The 18,494-nt window shown below is 70.9% G+C and carries 11 protein-coding genes; 7 read left to right on the forward strand and 4 right to left on the reverse strand.

Going from position 1 to position 18,494, the window contains the following annotated elements; translation table 11 throughout:
• Positions 1-28 precede the first annotated feature (28 nt).
• The gene (locus tag ACFV9M_RS18220; protein ID WP_385064124.1) at positions 29-5,575 is read left to right on the forward strand and encodes a hypothetical protein; all 5,547 of its coding nucleotides are present in this window, start codon (positions 29-31) and stop codon (positions 5,573-5,575) included.
• 71 nt (positions 5,576-5,646) lie between these two features.
• Here ACFV9M_RS18220 and ACFV9M_RS18225 read toward each other — a convergent pair whose 3' ends face one another.
• Genes ACFV9M_RS18225 through deoC form a run of 3 tightly spaced genes read right to left on the reverse strand, consistent with a single transcriptional unit; the run spans position 5,647 to position 8,931 of the window.
• Complete coding sequence (locus tag ACFV9M_RS18225; protein WP_385064126.1) at positions 5,647-6,534, reverse strand: aldehyde dehydrogenase family protein; 888 nt, start codon at positions 6,532-6,534, stop codon at positions 5,647-5,649.
• Positions 6,527-7,963: an aldehyde dehydrogenase family protein gene (locus tag ACFV9M_RS18230; protein WP_385064128.1), complete on the reverse strand. Its 1,437-nt coding sequence runs from the start codon at positions 7,961-7,963 to the stop codon at positions 6,527-6,529. The genes ACFV9M_RS18225 and ACFV9M_RS18230 overlap by 8 nt, the downstream gene beginning before the upstream one ends.
• Before the next feature lie 5 nt (positions 7,964-7,968).
• A complete protein-coding gene (gene deoC / locus ACFV9M_RS18235; protein ID WP_385064180.1) occupies positions 7,969-8,931 on the reverse strand; it encodes a deoxyribose-phosphate aldolase in 963 nt (320 codons plus the stop codon).
• Between the two features lie 120 nt (positions 8,932-9,051).
• Here deoC and ACFV9M_RS18240 point away from each other — a divergent pair, with 120 nt between their 5' ends.
• Entirely contained in the window at positions 9,052-9,774 is a 723-nt protein-coding gene (locus ACFV9M_RS18240) for a PH domain-containing protein (RefSeq protein ID WP_385064130.1), read from the forward strand.
• A gap of 128 nt (positions 9,775-9,902) precedes the next feature.
• On the opposite strand, the gene ACFV9M_RS18245 is transcribed toward ACFV9M_RS18240, so the two are convergent.
• A complete protein-coding gene (locus tag ACFV9M_RS18245; protein ID WP_385064132.1) occupies positions 9,903-10,628 on the reverse strand; it encodes a calcium-binding protein in 726 nt (241 codons plus the stop codon).
• Positions 10,629-11,257: 629 nt separating this feature from the next.
• On the opposite strand from ACFV9M_RS18245, the gene ACFV9M_RS18250 reads away from it, so the two are divergent.
• The 5 genes from ACFV9M_RS18250 to ACFV9M_RS18270 all read left to right on the forward strand — a co-directional run bounded on the left by ACFV9M_RS18250 (position 11,258) and on the right by ACFV9M_RS18270 (position 18,383).
• The gene (locus ACFV9M_RS18250; RefSeq protein ID WP_385064134.1) at positions 11,258-11,539 is read left to right on the forward strand and encodes a hypothetical protein; all 282 of its coding nucleotides are present in this window, start codon (positions 11,258-11,260) and stop codon (positions 11,537-11,539) included.
• 205 nt (positions 11,540-11,744) lie between these two features.
• On the forward strand, positions 11,745-12,734 hold the full coding sequence (pstC, locus tag ACFV9M_RS18255; RefSeq protein ID WP_385064136.1) for a phosphate ABC transporter permease subunit PstC: 990 nt from the start codon (positions 11,745-11,747) through the stop codon (positions 12,732-12,734).
• Positions 12,735-12,748: 14 nt separating this feature from the next.
• Positions 12,749-14,185, forward strand: a complete 1,437-nt coding sequence (pstA, locus tag ACFV9M_RS18260) for a phosphate ABC transporter permease PstA (protein WP_385064138.1) — start codon at positions 12,749-12,751, stop codon at positions 14,183-14,185.
• Positions 14,182-15,900 (forward strand): phosphate ABC transporter substrate-binding protein PstS, encoded by a 1,719-nt coding sequence (gene pstS, locus ACFV9M_RS18265; protein WP_385064140.1) that lies wholly within the window; start codon positions 14,182-14,184, stop codon positions 15,898-15,900. The genes pstA and pstS overlap by 4 nt, the downstream gene beginning before the upstream one ends.
• Entirely contained in the window at positions 15,897-18,383 is a 2,487-nt protein-coding gene (locus tag ACFV9M_RS18270; RefSeq protein WP_385064142.1) for a hypothetical protein, read from the forward strand. Before pstS ends, ACFV9M_RS18270 begins: the two co-directional genes overlap by 4 nt.
• Positions 18,384-18,494 lie beyond the last annotated feature (111 nt).

The following is an 18,494-nucleotide window of genomic DNA, read 5'->3' on the forward strand; positions in this document are numbered from 1 at the left end:
GGGAGACGGCGGGATGGCAGGCGGGACCATGACACGCGGACTGGTGGAGATCACCGAGACCGACTGGCGGCGGGCACTCGAACACGTCGCACTGCCGGGCCTCGCCGACCTCGTGCGCACGCGCGAGGCCGGCCACTGCATGCGGGTCGGCGGCCTCGACACCGAACTCGCCGCCCGCCTCACCCGCGGCCTGCGTCAGGCAGTCCCCGACGCCCAGGTGCACGTACTCGCGACCGGCCCCTCCGACAGCGACGACACGTCCATCACCAGCACCAAGCTCGTCGAACTGCGCAACCCCGACGAACACGGTCGCCTCAGGCCGGCGCTCCTGGTGTTCGTACCGCCCGGGACCAAGGCCAGCGCGGAGGACTCCTTCTCCGTCGCGACCTTCGAGGAGATCTCCCTCCACGAGGTACACGCACGGCTGAGGCGCAACCTGCTCAAGGAGGTGCCGGAGCCGCTGCGCACCAGCGTCGAACGGCTGCTCGCGGAGATGTCCGACGCCTCCGACCGGGCCGTCGCCCGCTACCTGCTCACCCTGCGCGAGAACCAGCACGACCCGCAGGCCGCCGGAGCCGCCGTCCATCTGCTGGGCCTCATCCCGGACTTCCAACTGTTCACCGACCCCTCCCTCCTGGTCACCAAGATCCAGCGCAACCGGCGCACCGTCGAGAAACTCACCGACGGTCCCGCCACCGACCGGCAACGAGTCCTCGCCCTCGGCCTGCCCCGCAACTCCGAGGAGCACCAGCGCTTCCTGCGCCGCCTCGTCGACTTCGCCGCGAACACCGGCCTGACCGACCCCGGGCACTGGTGCCGGGCCATCGCCGCCGATCCCGACAACTGGCCGCTCGCCTTCCACCACTGGCCGCAGGAGAACGACCCGGCCGACCAGACCGTGCGCATCGAGGTCGACGACCTGACCGCGCTGCCCAAGGCCGGGGAGAACGCGGAGGACCAGCGCAACCACCCCGCCCTCGACCGGCTCTTCGGCCAGCCCTACCTCCTGCCCGGGGGCCTGTCCTCCCTCCCCGTCACCTTCTCCGTCGACCGCGACCAGCGGGGTGTCACGGGCCTGAAGCGCTTCAAGGTCGAGATCTACGCCGAGACCGGCGACGAGTCGGGAGACGAGGACGGCGTCGACGCGGGCGCCGCACTCGCCAGCCCGACCGGGTTGACGGTGACCATTCCGGCCGGTGCCCGGAACAAGCCGCAGCACAAGGCGAGCATCAAACTCCGCAAGGGGCGCCGGACACCGGACTGGGAGGAAGGCTGGCACTTCGTCCGGGTCACCCCGCTGGACGGGAACGACGACCCCATGCCTGCTGCGGGCAGCGGGCAGACCGTCGGCCGCCGACCGTATGAGAGCGACCGCTTCTACGTCGTCCCCGAGGGCGAGTTCGACGAGCCGCCCACCCCGCGCGGCCACCATGCGCCCGGCCTCGCCCAGGCGATCAACCGACTGCGTTTCACCGCGCTCGCCGAAGGCCGCGACCCGGCCCGGGTACAGTGCCGCGAGACCGGCTGGGGCCCACGCGGCACCAGCGTGAAGACTCGCTCACTGCGCGCATCCTTCGGGCCCGCGGGACTGGTCACCATCGATCTGCCACGGCTTCTGGCCGAGGCGGAGCAGCACATCCTGCGGGCCCCGGACACCCTTCAGGGGCCGCGGATCGACGTGGACTCGGCCGGGGCCGCCCGGCTTTCCGTGCGGTCCGGGCAGCCTGGGGAGCGAGAGGACGGCGGTCCGCGGGCCGAGGGCGAGGGCCCTCTCTCCGAATACCTCCGTGCCCGAGCGGAACTCTTCGGCAGGCTCGCCCTGCCGGAGGCCACGGACGGCGCGTCCGACGTCCTGGTCGTGGAAGGCGCGGACCCTCGCTCACTGCGGCCTGCGGTCGAGGCGTACGCGGAGGCCTACCTCACTGCCCTCACCACCTGCTTGCGGGCCCTGGACCGGCCGGGCACGCGCGACACCGACCGGCGGCGGGCGCGGCTGCACAGCCTGCTGCGCACCGACACCCTCACCGTCCACCTGCACGACACCGACGGCAGTCGGCGCACCGTCGTCCTGGTCGCCCCCACCCATCCGCTGCGCATGCTGTGGTGGAGCGGACAGGCGGCCCTCGCGGACCACTGGCTCGAACAGCTCCACGACGCCCCGGCGGGTGTGGTCAAGGCACGCCTCGGCAGTCTGGAACGGGAGCTGGCACCTCTGGGCTACCCACTCGCCGTACCGCTGGACTCGGGAGAACTGGCCTTCGCCAGCAGCCCGTTGACGGACTACTGGCAGGTGTGCCTGCCCAGCGAGGCCGACGACCCCCGAGAGGCCCTGGCCCGGGTGGCGGGCGCGCTCGGCGTCGACGTGGCGGCAGCGGCGGGTGGGGTGACCGGGACAGAACTCGCCGACCGGGTGGAGAAGTACATCCGTCTCCACCCCTACGCCGACAGCCTGGTGATCAACGCGCTCGGTGCAGGCCACGGCGAACTCCTCGCCGACATGCTGGTCGCCCTCCAAGAACGCCGCCATCTGTCCCATCTGCACTACACGGTGCGGCTCTTCGCCACCGCGCCCGACGACCCATGGACCGGGTCCGCGCTGACCGACCTGATGGTTCCGGCGAGCGGCCCGCGTTCCGCCGCCGCGGAGGCGTTCGCCACGCCGGGGGATGCTCTGCGGCCCAAACTGTCGGTGGTGATCCGGGACGCGGAGGAACTCCTCAAAGCGGCGGACGACTTCCCGGCCCACCTCACCTTCTTGTTCAATCCTTTCGGCGGGGAGAGCCACGACATCGCGGCGGGCCAGGACGGCACCGGACGCGTCGCCGTGCACGGCCTTGTCCAGGAGATGAGCGGCGACTACCGCGAGGACGACGACAGCGTCGAGTGGACCCGCCGGCCCCGGCACGGTGTCACCGACCCGCTGACGGGCGCCGAGACAACGGGGGACCTGCTCGCGACCCTGCCCCGGACGCTGTCCGCCGCTCTGGTCGCGGCCAGCACGGGTGAACACCGGCTGGGAATGCTGCCGCAGATAACGGTCCGCCTCTCCCCGGACGACCGGGCCCTTCTGCACGACGTCCACCGGATGAGCGACTGGGTCGTCACCGTGGACCGCACCCTCGGAGCCGAGTACTTTGACCATGGGCGGCCCGGACGCACCGAGTACGTCATCGACCACACCACCACGTCCCGCAGCGGACTCGGCCACCAGATCGTCGTCTCCTCCCGCTCACTGGACGAGATGCGAGCCCTGCTCGGCCCGGTGCTCGCCGACCGGTCGCTCGGCATCCCCGAACGGCACGTGCGGACCTTCTTCGACCAGCTGCGGGAACTGTCCGGCAGCCTCGTGTTCAAACTGGCCGCGCTGGGCGAGAACCATCGCACCGAGGTCCTCGGCCTGGCCCTCGCCCGCCGGTACCTCGGCGCCCGCGACGCGCTGCGCGACCAGATCCTCGTCCCCCTCGACTCCCACCCCGAGCTGTATGCGGAGGAGCGCGGCCGGGCGGCAGCCGGGGATACCGAGGTCCGGCTCCAGCGCACCGACCTCGCCCTGTTCGACCTCGACGCAGAGCGGCGCACCATCGTGTGCCGCCTGCTGGAGGTCAAGTGCCACACAGGCGGCGGCCTCGGCGCTTACCAGGGGAAACGCCAGCACATCATCCGCCAGACCGAGAACACCGAGCGGATCATCGCCGAGCGTTTCGATCCGGTACGAGGGCGTACCGACCGCCCGCTGCAGAACGTGGCGCTGCGCACGCTGCTGGAGAAGTACCTCTCTCGGGCCGGCCGTTACGGCCTCTTCGGCGAGCGCGCGATGGCCGAGGCGCGCTGGCTGCTGGACCGCCTCGATCACGGATACCGCCTGGAATTCACCCGCACCGGCCTCGTGTTCGACCTCTCCAGGGACGGCTTCGACACGGATCACGAGGAAGGGGTGGTTTTCCACCGGATCGGTCGCGATCACGCCGTGCGACTGCTCGACGATATCGAGACCGAGTACCGGCCTGCGGCGGAGGACTCGGGCACCGGTCATGCGAAGGGGGGCGAGCCTGTTCTGCCCGGACTGGAGGATCTCAGCGAGCACGACAGGGAGCCTGTCCCAGCCACCGCCACGGTCCAGTTGCGCCCGCGCGCACGTAGTCGGGACATTCCGGAGGAACCCGTCCCGCTGCCGGAGGATCCCGACGACGATCCGTCCGAACTATGTGGATTCGATGGCCTTTTGACTACTGGCAGCGGCTCCGTGGACCGGGCCGAGGTAGCGCAGATCGAGCTGGAGCCAGAGCCGGAGGCCGAGGAAACCAGCACTGGGGATCCCGCCCCGGGGAACGGGGCCGCAGACGACTCCACCGACGCCGCATCTGATGGGCCGGAGACCAAGGACCCGGACATCGTCCTCGGTGTCTCGCGACCGTCCCCGCAGTTCGGTCTCCTCGGAGTGAGCGCGGGCCGCACCGTCGCTGTGGACCTCAACGAGACCCACGCGATCAGTCTTTTCGGTGTGCAGGGCGGTGGCAAGAGTTACACCCTGGGCTCCGTTCTGGAGATGGCGAATCTGCCGGTGCCGGGAGTCAACCGGCTGGCGAGCCCCCTGGCCAGCGTCGTCTTCCACTACAGCGAGACCTCGGAGTACGAGCCCGAGTTCTTGAGCATGATCCATGCTAACGACGACGAGGGGCAACGGGAAGCCCTGCACCGCAGGTACGGCGCACGGACTGCCGGCCTCTCGGACGTCGTACTGCTGGTTCCCGAGGAGTACGTGGAGGAGCGCCAGGCCCGCTACCCGGGTGTCCAAGTGCACCCCCTGGCCTTCGCCGCCGCCGAACTGAAGATCGCCCACTGGAAGTTCCTCATGGGAGCCGTTGGCAACCAGTCCGGCTACATCCGGCAGATCGGCAGAATCATCAAGGCGAACAGGGCAGACCTGACCCTGGAGGCGGTCCGCCGCGGGGTTGAGGAGTCGACCCTCGACGAACACCTGAAGAGAAGGGCCAGAGAACGGCTCGACCTCGCGGGTGACTTCATCGACGACTCTGCCCGTATCAAGGACCTCGCGCGGCCAGGTCGCCTGATCGTCGTGGATCTGCGCTCCGACGACATCGAGAAGAGCGATGCGCTCAGCCTGTTCGTCGTCCTGATGCACCTGTTCTCGGAGGCGACCGACGACGGTCGTCCCTTCAACAAGCTGGTCGTCTTCGACGAGGCGCACAAGTACGCCGACAGCGGCGACCTGGTGACGGGACTCGTTTCCAGCGTGCGCGAGATGCGCCACAAGGGCATGTCGGTGCTCGTTGCCAGTCAGGATCCGCCGTCCGTGCCGTCCGAACTCATCGAGCTTTCCACCCACATGGTCCTGCACAGGTTCACGTCACCGGCGTGGCTGAAGCACCTGCAGAAGGTCAACGCGGCATTGTCGGGGCTCAACCCGCAGAAGCTGGCGGCGCTCAGACCTGGCGAGGCCTACGTGTGGTCGGGGAAGGCGACGGATGAGGCATTCGTGAACGGGACGGTCAAAATCGATTGCCGCCCGCGCATCACACGGCACGGAGGTGCGACGCGGACCGCGCTTGGGTGAGGAGTATGAAAAGGGCCGCGGCACCTCCGGGCGGTGAGGAGTCGCGGCCCTGGTCTCAGTGGTTCACCGGCTCAGTACGACGAGCCCGAGGCGCCCAGCGAGCCCGTCGGGTGCCAGACGGTCTTCGTCTCCAGGAACGCCGTCATGCGGTCGGTTCCGGGAGTCGCGAACCAGTCGTCCACAGGCTGTGGACGCAGAACCCGCTTCAGGTTGTCCGCGGCCGCGATCTCCAGCTCCTTCGCCAGCACCTCGTCGGCGCCCGCGAGGTCGATCGCGTTGACGTCCTGGTGGGCGGCGAGGGGCGCCGCGATCTCCGCCGTACGGCCGGAGAGGACGTTGACCACGCCGCCGGGGACGTCGGAGGTGGCCAGGACCTCGCCGAGGGAGAGCGCCGGGAGCGGGGACCGCTCGGACGCGATCAGCACCGCCGTGTTGCCGGTCGCGATCACCGGGGCGAGCACCGAGACCAGGCCCAGGAACGACGACTCCCGCGGGGCCAGGACGGCGACCACGCCGGTCGGCTCGGGCGAGGAGAGGTTGAAGAACGGGCCCGCGACCGGGTTGCCGCCGCCGACCACCTGGGCGATCTTGTCGGTCCAGCCCGCGTACCAGACCCAGCGGTCCACGGCCGCCTCGACCTGCTCGGCGGCCTTCGACTTCGACAGGCCCTCGGCGGCGGCCACCTCGTGGACGAACTGTCCCCTGCGGCCCTCCAGCATCTCGGCGACGCGGTACAGGACCTGGCCGCGGTTGTACGCCGTCGCGCCCGACCAGGCGCCGAACGCCTTGCGGGCGGCGACCACCGCGTCCCGGGCGTCCTTGCGGGAGGACTGCGGGGCGTTCGCCAGCCACTTGCCCTTCGCGTCTGTCACCTCGTACACCCGGCCGCTCTCGGAACGCGGGAACTTCCCGCCGACGTACAGCTTGTAGGTCTTCAGCACGGAAAGTCGGTCAGACATCGAGGTACGCCTCCAGGCCGTGACGGCCGCCCTCGCGGCCGAAACCCGACTCCTTGTAGCCGCCGAACGGCGACGCCGGGTCGAACTTGTTGAACGTGTTGGACCAGACGACACCGGCCCGGAGCTTGTTCGCCACCGCGAGGATGCGGGAGCCCTTCTCCGTCCAGATGCCCGCCGACAGGCCGTACGGCGTGTTGTTGGCCTTGGCGACGGCCTCGTCCGGGGTGCGGAAGGTGAGGACCGACAGGACCGGGCCGAAGATCTCGTCGCGGGCGACGGTGTGCGCCTGGGTGACGTTCGTGAAGATCGTCGGGGCGAACCAGTAGCCGGAGGAGGGCAGTTCGCAGGCCGGGGACCAGCGCTCGGCGCCCTCCGCCTCGCCCTGCTCGGCGAGCGCGGTGATGCGCGCGAGCTGCTCGGCGGAGTTGATCGCGCCGATGTCCGTGTTCTTGTCCAGCGGGTCGCCGAGGCGGAGCGTGGAGAGCCTGCGCTTGAGCGACTCCAGCAGCTCGTCGTGGATCGACTCCTGGACCAGGAGGCGGCTGCCCGCGCAGCAGACCTGGCCCTGGTTGAAGAAGATGCCGCTCACGATGCCCTCGACGGCCTGGTCGACCGGGGCGTCGTCGAAGACGATGTTGGCGCCCTTGCCGCCCAGTTCGAGGGTGAGCTTCTTGCGGGTGCCCGCGACCGTACGCGCGATCTCCTTGCCGACGGCCGTGGAGCCGGTGAAGGCCACCTTGTTCACGTCCGGGTGGGCGACGAGTGCGGCGCCCGTGTCGCCGTAACCGGGGAGGATGTTGACGACCCCCTTCGGCAGGCCCGCCCGGCGGCAGATGTCCGCGAAGAACAGGGCGCTCAGCGGAGTGGTCTCGGCCGGCTTCAGGACGACCGTGTTGCCCGTCGCCAGCGCCGGGGCGATCTTCCACGCCAGCATCAGCAGCGGGAAGTTCCAGGGGATGACCTGGCCGGCGACGCCGAGGGGCCGGGGGGCCGGGCCGAAGCCGGCGTGGTCGAGCTTGTCGGCCCAGCCCGCGTAGTAGAAGAAGTGCGCGGCGACCAGGGGGAGGTCGGCGTCGCGGGTCTCCTTGATGGGCTTGCCGTTGTCCAGCGTCTCCAGGACGGCCAGTTCGCGGCTGCGCTCCTGGATGATGCGGGCGATGCGGAAGAGGTACTTGGCGCGCTCGGCGCCGGGGAGCGCGGACCACTTCCCGAACGCCCTGCGGGCCGCCTCGACCGCGCGGTCGACGTCCTCGGCGCCCGCCCGGGCGACCTCGGAGAGGACCTCCTCGGTGGACGGCGAGACCGTCTTGAAGACCCTGCCGTCGGCCGCCTCGGTGAACTCGCCGTCGATGAACAGCCCGTAGGAGGGGGCGATGTCGACGACCGAGCGGGACTCGGGTGCGGGGGCGTATGCGAATGCCGATGCCATGGTGATCAGTCCACCGTCACGTAGTCGGGGCCGGAGTAGCGGCCGGTGGCCAGCTTCTGACGCTGCATCAGCAGGTCGTTCAGGAGGGAGGAGGCGCCGAAGCGGAACCAGTGGTTGTCCAGCCAGTCCTCGCCCGCGGTCTCGTTGACCAGGACCAGGAACTTGACGGCGTCCTTGGAGGTGCGGATGCCGCCGGCGGGCTTCACGCCGACCTGGACGCCGGTCAGCGCACGGAAGTCGCGGACGGCCTCCAGCATGAGCAGGGTGTTGGCGGGCGTGGCGTTGACGGCGACCTTGCCGGTGGACGTCTTGACGAAGTCCGCGCCGGCCAGCATGCCGAGCCAGCTCGCCCGTCGGATGTTGTCGTACGTCGACAGCTCGCCCGTCTCGAAGATGACCTTCAGCCGAGCGGATCCGGCGCAGGCCTCCCGTACGGCGACGATCTCGTCGTACACCTTCAGGTAGCGGCCCGCGAGGAAGGCGCCGCGGTCGATGACCATGTCGATCTCGTCGGCACCCGCCGCGACGGCCTCGCGGACGTCGGCGAGCTTCACGTCGAGGGCCGCGCGGCCGGCCGGGAAGGCCGTGGCCACGGAGGCGACCTTGACACCGGAGCCCGCGACGGCCGCCTTGGCGGTGGCGACCATGTCGGGGTAGACGCAGACCGCGGCCGTCGAGGGCGTCGTCCGGTCGGTCGGGTCGGGGCGGACGGCCTTCGCGCCGAGCGCCCGGACCTTGCCCGGGGTGTCCGCGCCTTCCAGCGTCGTCAGGTCGACCATCGAGATGGCGAGGTCGATGGCGTAGGCCTTCGCGGTCGTCTTGATGGAACGGGTACCGAGCGATGCGGCGCGCGCCTCCAGGCCGACCCCGTCGACGCCGGGCAGCCCGTGGAGGAAGCGGCGCAGCGTGCTGTCGGACGCGGTGACGTCCGTGAGGGCGTGAGCTGCGGTGGGTGCGTTGGTGGGCATGGTCACCAGACGAGCATATCTACGCGCGTAGCGGCTGTACACCCCGGAGGACGGCCCGGTGGGAGGGCGTGGTGAGGGCGCCTCGGCCCGGCGCCGCACGCGTGCGGCAGAATCGGTGCCATGACGAGCCCGGAAGACCAGTCACCCACGCCGCGGCCCTCGGCCCCCGAGTCCAGGGACCGCGTCTACCGGTCCCCCGCGGGCCTCGTCGGCGGGGCGCTGCTGCTCGCGATCGTCGGCTGGCTCGGCGTCGACGCGATCGTCGCGGGGCAGGGGCGCACGCCGTGGCTGGCGCTCGCGGCGCTCATCCTGCTCGTGCCGCTGATCGTCGCGTTCACGCTGCGCCCGGCCGTGTACGCCAACGGGGACCGGCTGCGGGTGCGCAACCCGTTCCGGGTGATCGTGCTGCCGTGGGGGCAGGTCGTGTCGCTGCGGGCCGGGTACTCCAACGAGGTCGTCACCGGCTCCGGGCGGAAGTTCCAGCTGTGGGCGATCCCCGTGTCGCTGCGGGCCCGGAAGAAGGCGGTCCAGCAGGAGGCCCGGGCCGCGGCGGAGCGGGAGGGCCGGGGCGGTCGCGCCGGCCGGGCGTCCGGGGGGCTCGGTGGTCTCGGCGGGCTCGGGGGCGGGCTGCCCTCGCGTGGCTCCGCGGCCGGCGCGGGTGTGCCGGAGGGGCCGGTGCGGGCCGAGAGCGACAAGATCATGCACGAACTGCGGGAACTGCTGGAGGCGGGGGAGAAGGCGGAGAGCGCGCAGGGCGAGGTGACCGTCCGGTGGGCCTGGGAGATCGTGGGGCCGGCCGTCGCCGGGGCCGTGGTGCTGGCGATTCTGCTGGCGGTGGGCTGAGGGCGCACCGGGCCGGTGGTGTGTCCCGCTTGCCGGGGCGTGTGTGACTCCTCGTGCCGCCGCCTGCCGTCGAACGCCCCGTTCGGCGCCGGGTGCCCCCGCGGGCGCCCGGCGCCGCCGTGCGGGGGTCAGCGCACGTCGACGTCATCGCCCTCGGAGACCGCGGGCGCGGTGGTGGCCGAGCCGGCCCAGGACCAGCGGTAGGTGCCGTCCGCACGGGCGCGGACGGTGGTGGAGACGGTGCCGTCGGCCGCGACCGGGACGGACGCGACGTCGCAGTAGGCGGTGCCGCCCTTCGGGCGGAACTGGAGCTTCACGGGAAGGCCGGCCTCGGCGGCGGCCGACGTGCCGGTCGCCCAGTCGGCGTGCCGTACGCCGCCGGTGACGGTGAGGATCCTGCCCCGCTTCACCGGCTCGGGGGTGGCGTCGACGGTGACCTGGGTGTCGCGCTGCAGGGAGAAGCCGGCCGCGTCGTCCAGGAACACGGCGTCGCTGTCGGCGGCGATCGCGTAGGCGCTGACGCTCCAGTCGCCGGCCAGCGAGTCGTCGGCCGGGGCGGTGCCGGGGGTGAGGGAGAAGGTCAGGGTGCACGTGGAGGTGGCGGCGGTCGTGGGCCCGCAGGCGGCCGTCGAGGCCACGGTGCTGTCCGGGGCGCCGAACGTGCCGTGGTAGAGGGTGGCGTCGATCCGCTCGAGACCGGCCGGGTCGCTCGCGGTGACCTCGACGGTGACGGTTCTCGCGTTCGTGCCCACGACCACGGGCCGGCCCTCGTTCACGATCACGCCGGTGATCACGGTGTCGCCGAACTGCTCGTCCGCGTGCGCGGCCGGAACGGCGAGGGCGGACAGGGTCACGACGCCACACGCTGCGGCGACAGCTGAGTTCATACGCATGCGAATTCCCCAATGTGAATGCCACGGCCGGTCGATTTCTCATCGGTAGGCCCGAATTTACGTGGGCAGCGTACTCGTTGTCGCGAGATTTAGGAATGTGTCGGCGGAAGGGGGTGGGCTTCGATTGTCTCGCATTGTCTTGCGAAGAGAATGCGCGCGAATATCGGGTGGATGGATTCTGTGGAGAGCCGAAGGGGAAAATCGACCCTAATTTCAGTGGGCCTGGCGACCACCTGCGCGTACCGCCTCCCGGGTGCTGAAGCGCCGGCCCGCCTGTCGTGTCGAGGTTCGGGTGGGCGAATTCGCCCGCTCCTGTCGTTTTCCGATCGTCCAGTGTGTGAACGAGGGGCAACTTCCATGTGAAACCTGCCGAATGCGATCAGGTGCTGTCTCGCCCGCCTCACTAACCTGCGTGTGCCGCATGCCCGACGAACCAGCGTCGGCTCATGCGGCTTCCTGATATGGGGAAACAGGAGTGGGGATGGATGGCGGCAAGAATGGGGGGCGCGGCCGTACCCGGTACGCGCTGTCAAATAGATATAGGTGCAGACGGCACTTACTCGTGGCGGCTCACCGCCACGAATGGGCGGGTGATCGCCGTGGCCGGAAGGACGTACCGGGACTACGGTGAGTGCCGTGCCGCGTTCGAGCGGCTGTGCTCCGGTGTGGCGGAATTGGCGGGGGCCGTTCATCACACATCGGAGGGCAGCGGGTGGGTGTGGCGCCTGCGCGATCCCGTCGGCGGCACCGTGGCGGTGTCCTCCCGTGCCTATGAGCGGCACTCGACCTGCCAGGCCGCCTATGAGCGTTTCCGGGCGCTGCTGGCGGAGCTCGGATCGGGTGGCGTGATCTCGTGGGGCGACATCGCGTGAGCGGGCCGAGCTGACCGACCGTCGGCCCGGCAGGGGCCGGGGCCCGCCGCCCCGGCCCCTTCCGCCGTCCCTCCACCCGTCGCCGCGTTCGCGTCGACGTCGGAAGTTGCCTCTCGGGGGTGCCCCGTTCATCTGCGCGTGCGCGGACGTCCATCGCGCCTCTGGAGCGTCATCCCATGTGACCACGCGAACTTCTGAGCGACCTGTGAGGCCGGCGGACGACCCGCCGAGACGCCTGCATCCCGACCAGGGTGTGGCGGACCGCCTATTCCGGGGGATCTTGCGCGGCGGTGGCACCCTGGTCCTCGCGATCATGCTGCTCGTCGGCGGCTTCCTGACGTACCGGGCCTGGCAGGCGTTGTCGGTCGCCGAGTGGCACTTCGTCACCACCGAGGCGTGGGAGCCCGAAGGCGGGAACTTCGGCATCGCGGCGGTCATCGTCGGAACCGTGCTGATCGCCCTGGTCGCCATCGCGTTCGCGGTACCGCTGGCCATCGGCACCGCGCTGTACATCTCCGAGTACGCGCCGCCCCGCATCCGCCAGACCCTCATCAGCGTCGTGGACCTGATGGCCGCGGTGCCGTCGGTGGTCTACGGCCTGTGGGGCCTGTTCTTCTTCCAGGGGCACGTGGTCACCGTGTCGCGCTGGATCTCGACCTACTTCGCCTGGATCCCGCTCTTCGAGGTCGACGGCGCCGATCCCACCGACCCGCTCGCCACCGCGACGGTCTTCACCTCCTCCACCTTCATCGCGGGCATCGTCGTGTCGTTGATGGTCGCGCCGATCATCTGCTCGGTGGTGCGGGAGGTGTTCTCACAGGCCCCGGTCGGGGAGCGGGAGGGAGCGTACGCGCTCGGCGCCCACCGCTGGGGCATGATCCGCAGCGTCGTCCTGCCGTTCGGCAAAGGCGGCATGATCGGCGGCACGATGCTGGGCCTGGGCCGGGCCCTCGGCGAGACCATCGCCGTGTACCTGATCATCTCGCCGGTGTTCGTGATCCAGCCGCACATCCTGCAGAACGGCACCAGCTCGGTCTCCTCCCTGATCGCCCTGCGCTACGGCGAGGCCTCCGAACTCGGCATGTCCGCGCTGATGGCCGCCGGCCTCGCGCTCTTCCTGATGACCCTCGTCGTCAACTTCGCCGCGTCGTCGATCGTCGCCCGCAGCCGTTCCGGCGCGGCGAGCGACTCCTGAGGAGACCGAGCCCGATGACCGTCACCGTTCCACAGAGCCCGCCCGGCGGCGATCCGGGGCCGGGGGCCACGCCCGGCCCCGCCGCTCCGCCGGCACAACCGGCCGCGGGCACGAGCCTTCCGCCGGAACCGCCCTCGGGCACGAGCCTTCCGCCGGAACCGCCCGCAGGCGCGAGCCTTCCGCCGGAACCGCCGGCCGGGGGCACGACCCTGCCGGGACGCCGGACCGGCGATCGCGCGCCGCGCGGACAGTCGCGCCGGAACCTGTCCACCCTGCGCGCCACCGACGTCTACGCCATGACCGGCGCGGGCGCCGCGTCCCTCGCCGTCACCTGGCTCATGTTCGACCGGCTGCTGCCGTTCAACGGAGCGCCGGGTTTCGTCGTCATCGCCTACGCGCTCTTCGTCGGCCTGTACGCCCTGCTGGTCTCCTTCGACGAGGACGGTCCCGCGGTCCGCGACCGGGTGGCCGCCGTGGTGGTCCAGAGTCTCGGGCTGGTGATGCTGACCGCGCTGGCCTTCGTCGTCGTCTACACCCTGTACGAGGGGCGCGAGGCGCTGCCGCACCTGAACTTCTACACCGAGTCCATGGCCGACGCGGGTCCGGTCGAGCCGCTCGGCGTGGGGGGCATCCTGCACGCGATCGTCGGCACGCTGTGGCAGATCTCCATCGCCCTGGTGATCTGCATTCCGGCCGGACTGGTGTGCGCGGTCTTCCTCAACGAGGTCCCCGGTGGCTTCAGCCGGTTCGTCCGCACCATCGTCGAGGCGATGACCGCGCTGCCGTCCATCGTGGCGGGTCTGTTCATCTACGCGACCTTCATCCTGGGCCTCGGCTTCGACCGGTCCGGCCTCGCCGCCGCGCTCGCGATCTCCGTGATGATGCTGCCGATCATCATCCGCGCCTCGGACGTGGTGATCAGGCTGGTTCCCGGCACCCTGCGCGAGGCGTCGTACGCGCTCGGCACCTCGCGGTGGCGCACCGTCTGGCACGTGGTGCTGCCCACCTCCCGGTCCGGGCTGACCACGGCCGTCATCCTGGGCACCGCACGCGGTGTGGGCGAGACCTCGCCGGTCCTGCTGACCGCCGGTTTCACCGCGGAGCTCAACACCGATCCGCTCCGGGACCCGATGGTGTCGCTGCCGCTGGCGGCCTTCGAACTCGTCAAGTCCCCCGAGCCCTCGTACATCGCCCGCGGCTTCGGCACCGCGGCGGTCCTGCTGGTGCTGGTGCTCGTCCTGTTCGTGATCGCCCGCATCCTCGGCGGACGCGGACCGGGCCGGCTGACCCGCCGTCAGGAACACCGCCGGGTCCGGGCGTCCCGCCGGGACGCCCGGCGCTTCGCCGCGCGCGCGACGGCCGGCCCCCTGCCGGCCGGCCCCGAATCGACCGACCCCGTATCGACCGGTTCCGCACCGACCGGTTCCGCATCGACGAGGAGCACCACGTGATCCCCGCACCTGTCCGTCGTCCGCGCGCCGTGCGTGTGTACCAGGCGTCGGCGCTGGTCGTCGCCCTGGTGTGTGCGCTGCTGGCCCTTCATCCGCCAGGTGCCGCCGCCGCCACCCATGTGAAGATCAGCGGCTCGGGCTCGACCTGGAGTGCCAACGCCATCGAGCAGTGGCGCCGCAACGTCCGCCAGCAGGGCATGACCGTGAACTACTCCTCGGTCGGCTCGACGGTCGGCCGTACCCAGTTCGCCAACGGCACGTCGGACTTCGGTGTGTCCGAGATCCCCTACGGCCTCACCGAGTTCGGCGCGACGGACACCCCGCCACAGCGCAAGTTCGCGTACATGCCCATCGTGGCCGGCGGTACGTCGTTCATGTACAACCTGAAGATCGGCGGCAAGCGGGTCACCAACCTCCGGCTGTCCGGCGATGTCCTCACCAAGATCTTCACCGGCAGGCTCACGATGTGGAACGCGCCGGAGATCAAGGCGGACAACCCCAAGCTCGCCCTTCCGGCCCGGCGTATCGTCCCGGTCATCCGCTCCGACGGCTCCGGCACCACCGCGCAGTTCACCCTGTGGATGTCCAAGCAGCACGGCAGCCTGTGGAACGACTACTGCCGCCGGGCCGGCAAGCCCACCCCCTGCGGCCTGACCTCGTACTTCCCCAACATCCCCGGCTCCGGCTTCGTCGCCCAGTCCGGCTCGCTCGGCGTCGCCGGCTACACCAAGCAGCCCCAGGCCGAGGGCGCCATCACCTACGTCGAGTACTCGTACGCCACGAACGCCGGCTTCCCGGTGGCCAAGGTCCTCAACAAGTCCGGCTACTACGTCGAGCCGACCGCCTCCAGCGTGGCCGTCGCCCTGACCCGGGCCAGGATCAACGACGACCCGCGCTCCGCGAACTACCTGACCCAGAACCTGGACGGGGTCTACGCGTTCGACGACCGGCGCACCTACCCCCTCTCCAGCTACAGCTACATGATCATCCCGACCAAGGAGGAGATGGGCTTCACCCAGGCCAAGGGCAGCACGCTGAGCGCGTTCAGCAACTACTTCCTCTGCGAGGGCCAGCAGCAGGCCGACCGGCTCGGCTACTCGCCGCTGCCGATCAACCTGGTGGAGGCGGCCATGGAGCAGGTGCGCAGGATCCCCGGTGCCGTCGCGGAGAACATCGACATCAAGAAGTGCAACAACCCGACGTTCTCCAGTGACGGCAAGAACCTCCTGGCCCAGAAGGCCCCGTATCCGCAGGCCTGCGACAAGAAGGGCGCGGACCAGTGCGCCACCGGCACCGGCGGCGCCCGGCAGTCCACCGCGACGAACGGGAGCGGCGGCGGTTCCGGCTCGACGGGGTCCGGTTCGACCGGCGGCTCCGGGGCGTCCGGCGGCACCGCCGCGACGGGCGGGACGGGCTCGGCGAGCGCGACCGGCGGCGCCACCACGACCGGCGGCGGTACCGGGGGCACGGCGGCGTCGACGACCGGGGGCGGCGTCGTCGACCCGGACACCGGTGAGGTGCTCAGCGGTGACCAGGCCACCGGCGACACCTCCGTCGCCGCCGTCCCGGTCTCCCTCGCGTCCGGCGACTCCCTCGGCCTGCGCACCGCGCTGATGGCGCTGTCGGCCGTCCTCCTGCTCGGCGTGGTCGTGGGACCGCCGCTGGTCGGGCGTGTCATGGCCAACCGCGCGCGCCGGAACGGAGGTGCGGCATGACCGCCCCCACCCGGCTCCGGTCGCGCGCCGCCACCCGGCTCCGGTCGCGCGCCGCCACCCGGTTCCGGCCGCGCGTCGTGGTCGCCGTGGGCGCGCTGCTGGCCGCTGTCGTGCTGGCCCTGCTCCCGCTGCCGCCCGCCACGACGCCCGCCGCGGCGGCGGACGGCGCGGCGGAGGACTCCGCGGTGACGGTGACGGGGAAGAAGGGCAGATACGACGACTTCTCCGGGCTGAAGGTGACCGTCCACCAGACGAGGAACCTGCGGACGCAGGGGGTGCGGATCAGCTGGGAGGGGGGCGCGCCGACGACGAACGACACGGTGTTCTGGACCGACTTCCTCCAGATCATGCAGTGCTGGGGCGACGACCCGAGCGGGCCCACGCGGGAGCAGTGCGTCTACGGCGGATCCGGCGTTCCGCTTCCGGGCACCGGCGTGGACGGCCGGTCGCTCTCCGCGGCGGCCGACCCCCAGGAGACGCAGTACACGGGTCCGAACGCGTTCGTGCCGTTCCGCCCCGCGGGCGACCTCCCGCCCACCACGTCCGCCACGGACAAGACCTACTTCGGCCCGCTGGACACCAACGAGCAGCCCGCCAACCGCACCTTCGCGGGCGGCACGGGCGAGGTGACCTTCGAGGTGCAGGACGGGATCCAGGCGCCCCACCTGGGGTGCGGCGTGAACACGGCGGCTGCCGGGGACACCCCCGCACCGCGGTCGTGCTGGCTGGTCGTGGTGCCCCGGGGCACGCACAACAGCGACGGCACGGACGTCACGGGAGCGGGCGAGGACGGGAAGATCGACGGCTCGCCCCTGTCCGCGACGAACTGGGCCCAGCGGATGGCCGTCCGGCTGGACTTCCTGCCCGTCGACGAGTTCTGCCCGCAGGGGCAGCCGGAGCGGCCCACGGCGGGCTCCGAACTGGCCACCGACGCCATCACCTCCTGGCAGCCGAGACTGTGCTCGTCCACGGGAAGCACCTTCGCCTTCACCCAGTCGGGGGAGGAGCCGGCCAGGAGCCAGGTGCTGGCCACGACCGCCGAGACGCCCGTCCTCGGGCTCACCGTCGACCCGGTCGCCCCGACGGAGGGCGGCGCGCAGGTCGTGCACGCGCCGGTGGCCGTGTCCGGGCTGGCGATCGCGTTCTTCATGGAAAGCGCGTCCGGCCTGGTCCAGGACATGAAACTGACGCCACGGCTCGTCGCCAAGATGCTCACCCACTCCTACACGAAGGACGTGACACTGGGCGACGCTCCGGATTACCTCGACGGAAATCCCGCCTTCTTCCACCAGGATCCGGAATTCAAGGAGCTGAACCCTGAATTCCCGGCGTTGAGCGGGCAGCCGACGAGCCTCATGGTTCCCCTGCAGAGTTCCGACACCACGCGGCTCGTCTGGAACTGGCTCCAGTCGGACGAGGACGCCCGGGACTTCCTCTCCGGGACGGCGGACCCCTGGGGAATGAAGGTGAACCGCTATTACCAGGACCTGAATCTGGCGGAGGCCGCGTCGCTGACCGATTTCCCCAAGGTGGATCCCACCACGTCACCGGCCCTCGCCAACGGGGAGCCGCCCCTCACCTACGCCGTGACGGACCTGGACCCGTACACGGCGGACCTGCACGACGGCGCGCTGCGCACCCGCCGGGGGAACAACAACAACGTCGTCAAGTGGGAGCCGGGGAACAACGCCCCGCCCAAGCTCGTCAACGAGGTGCCCTGGTCGGGCCGGCACGCCGTGATGGCGATCGTCGACACCGCCTCAGCGGAACGCTACGGACTGCGGACGGCGGCCCTGCGCAACGCGGACGGCACCTTCGTACGGCCCTCGACCGGCACGCTGACGGCCGCCGTCGGCACCATGCGGCCGTCGTCCGTGGACGCGTCGGTGCTCGAACCCGATCCGGCGCTGGCCGAGGGGCAGGCGTACCCGCTGACCGCCGTGGCCTACGCCGCGGCCTCGGTGAACCAGGACGCCGAGGCGCGCGAGGCCTACGCGGAGTTCATCAGGTACGCCGCCGGCGCGGGCCAGACACCGGGCCTGTCCGCGGGCGAACTGCCCCCGGGATACGCGCCGCTGCCGGCGGAGCAGCGTGAGCAGGCCGAGACCGCGGCCCTCGCCCTGGAACGCGGCGGCACCGGTACCGACCCGTCGTCCGACGCGTCGGACCCGGACGGCACCGGGGGATCCGGCTCCGGAGCCGCCGCCGGGGCAGCGTCCTCCGGCGCCGGCGCCGCGGAGGTGTCCGACGGCGCGGCGGGCGGCGACGCCGGCTCCACCACACCGGCGTCCGCCCCCTCGGACGGCTCCTCCCCAGCCTCCCCTGGACCCGGGCAGAACGTCGCGAATTCCGGAAGCGGAACCACCCCGGGAGAGATTCTGGGAATCATCCGCTGGGTTCTTCTCATCGTTCTGTTCCTGGGTGGATCGGCCGGACTTTCCGGTCCGGTGATGCTGCACCTCGCCCAACGGCGGTCTCTCTAGGGGGCACCCAGGAAATCTCCCCTTAACCTTTCCCTCATGGGCAATTCGTTGGTCATCGTGCGGAAATCCTGGAAATGTAATCGGTGGCCGATCGACGGGTCGGCGGCAAGA

It is taken from the genome of Streptomyces sp. NPDC059895 (genome assembly GCF_042731035.1).
Lineage (GTDB): Bacteria > Actinomycetota > Actinomycetes > Streptomycetales > Streptomycetaceae > Streptomyces.

Bases quoted from the DNA above. Each gene is read 5' to 3' on its own strand.
- deoC (WP_385064180.1), bottom strand. From the start codon at position 8,931: ATGCCCACCAACGCACCCACCGCAGCTCACGCCCTCACGGACGTCACC.
- pstA (WP_385064138.1), top strand. From the start codon at position 12,749: ATGACCGTCACCGTTCCACAGAGCCCGCCCGGCGGCGATCCGGGGCCG.
- ACFV9M_RS18225 (WP_385064126.1), bottom strand. From the start codon at position 6,534: ATGTCTGACCGACTTTCCGTGCTGAAGACCTACAAGCTGTACGTCGGC.
- ACFV9M_RS18220 (WP_385064124.1), top strand. From the start codon at position 29: ATGACACGCGGACTGGTGGAGATCACCGAGACCGACTGGCGGCGGGCA.
- ACFV9M_RS18230 (WP_385064128.1), bottom strand. From the start codon at position 7,963: ATGGCATCGGCATTCGCATACGCCCCCGCACCCGAGTCCCGCTCGGTC.
- ACFV9M_RS18270 (WP_385064142.1), top strand. From the start codon at position 15,897: ATGACCGCCCCCACCCGGCTCCGGTCGCGCGCCGCCACCCGGCTCCGG.
- ACFV9M_RS18240 (WP_385064130.1), top strand. From the start codon at position 9,052: ATGACGAGCCCGGAAGACCAGTCACCCACGCCGCGGCCCTCGGCCCCC.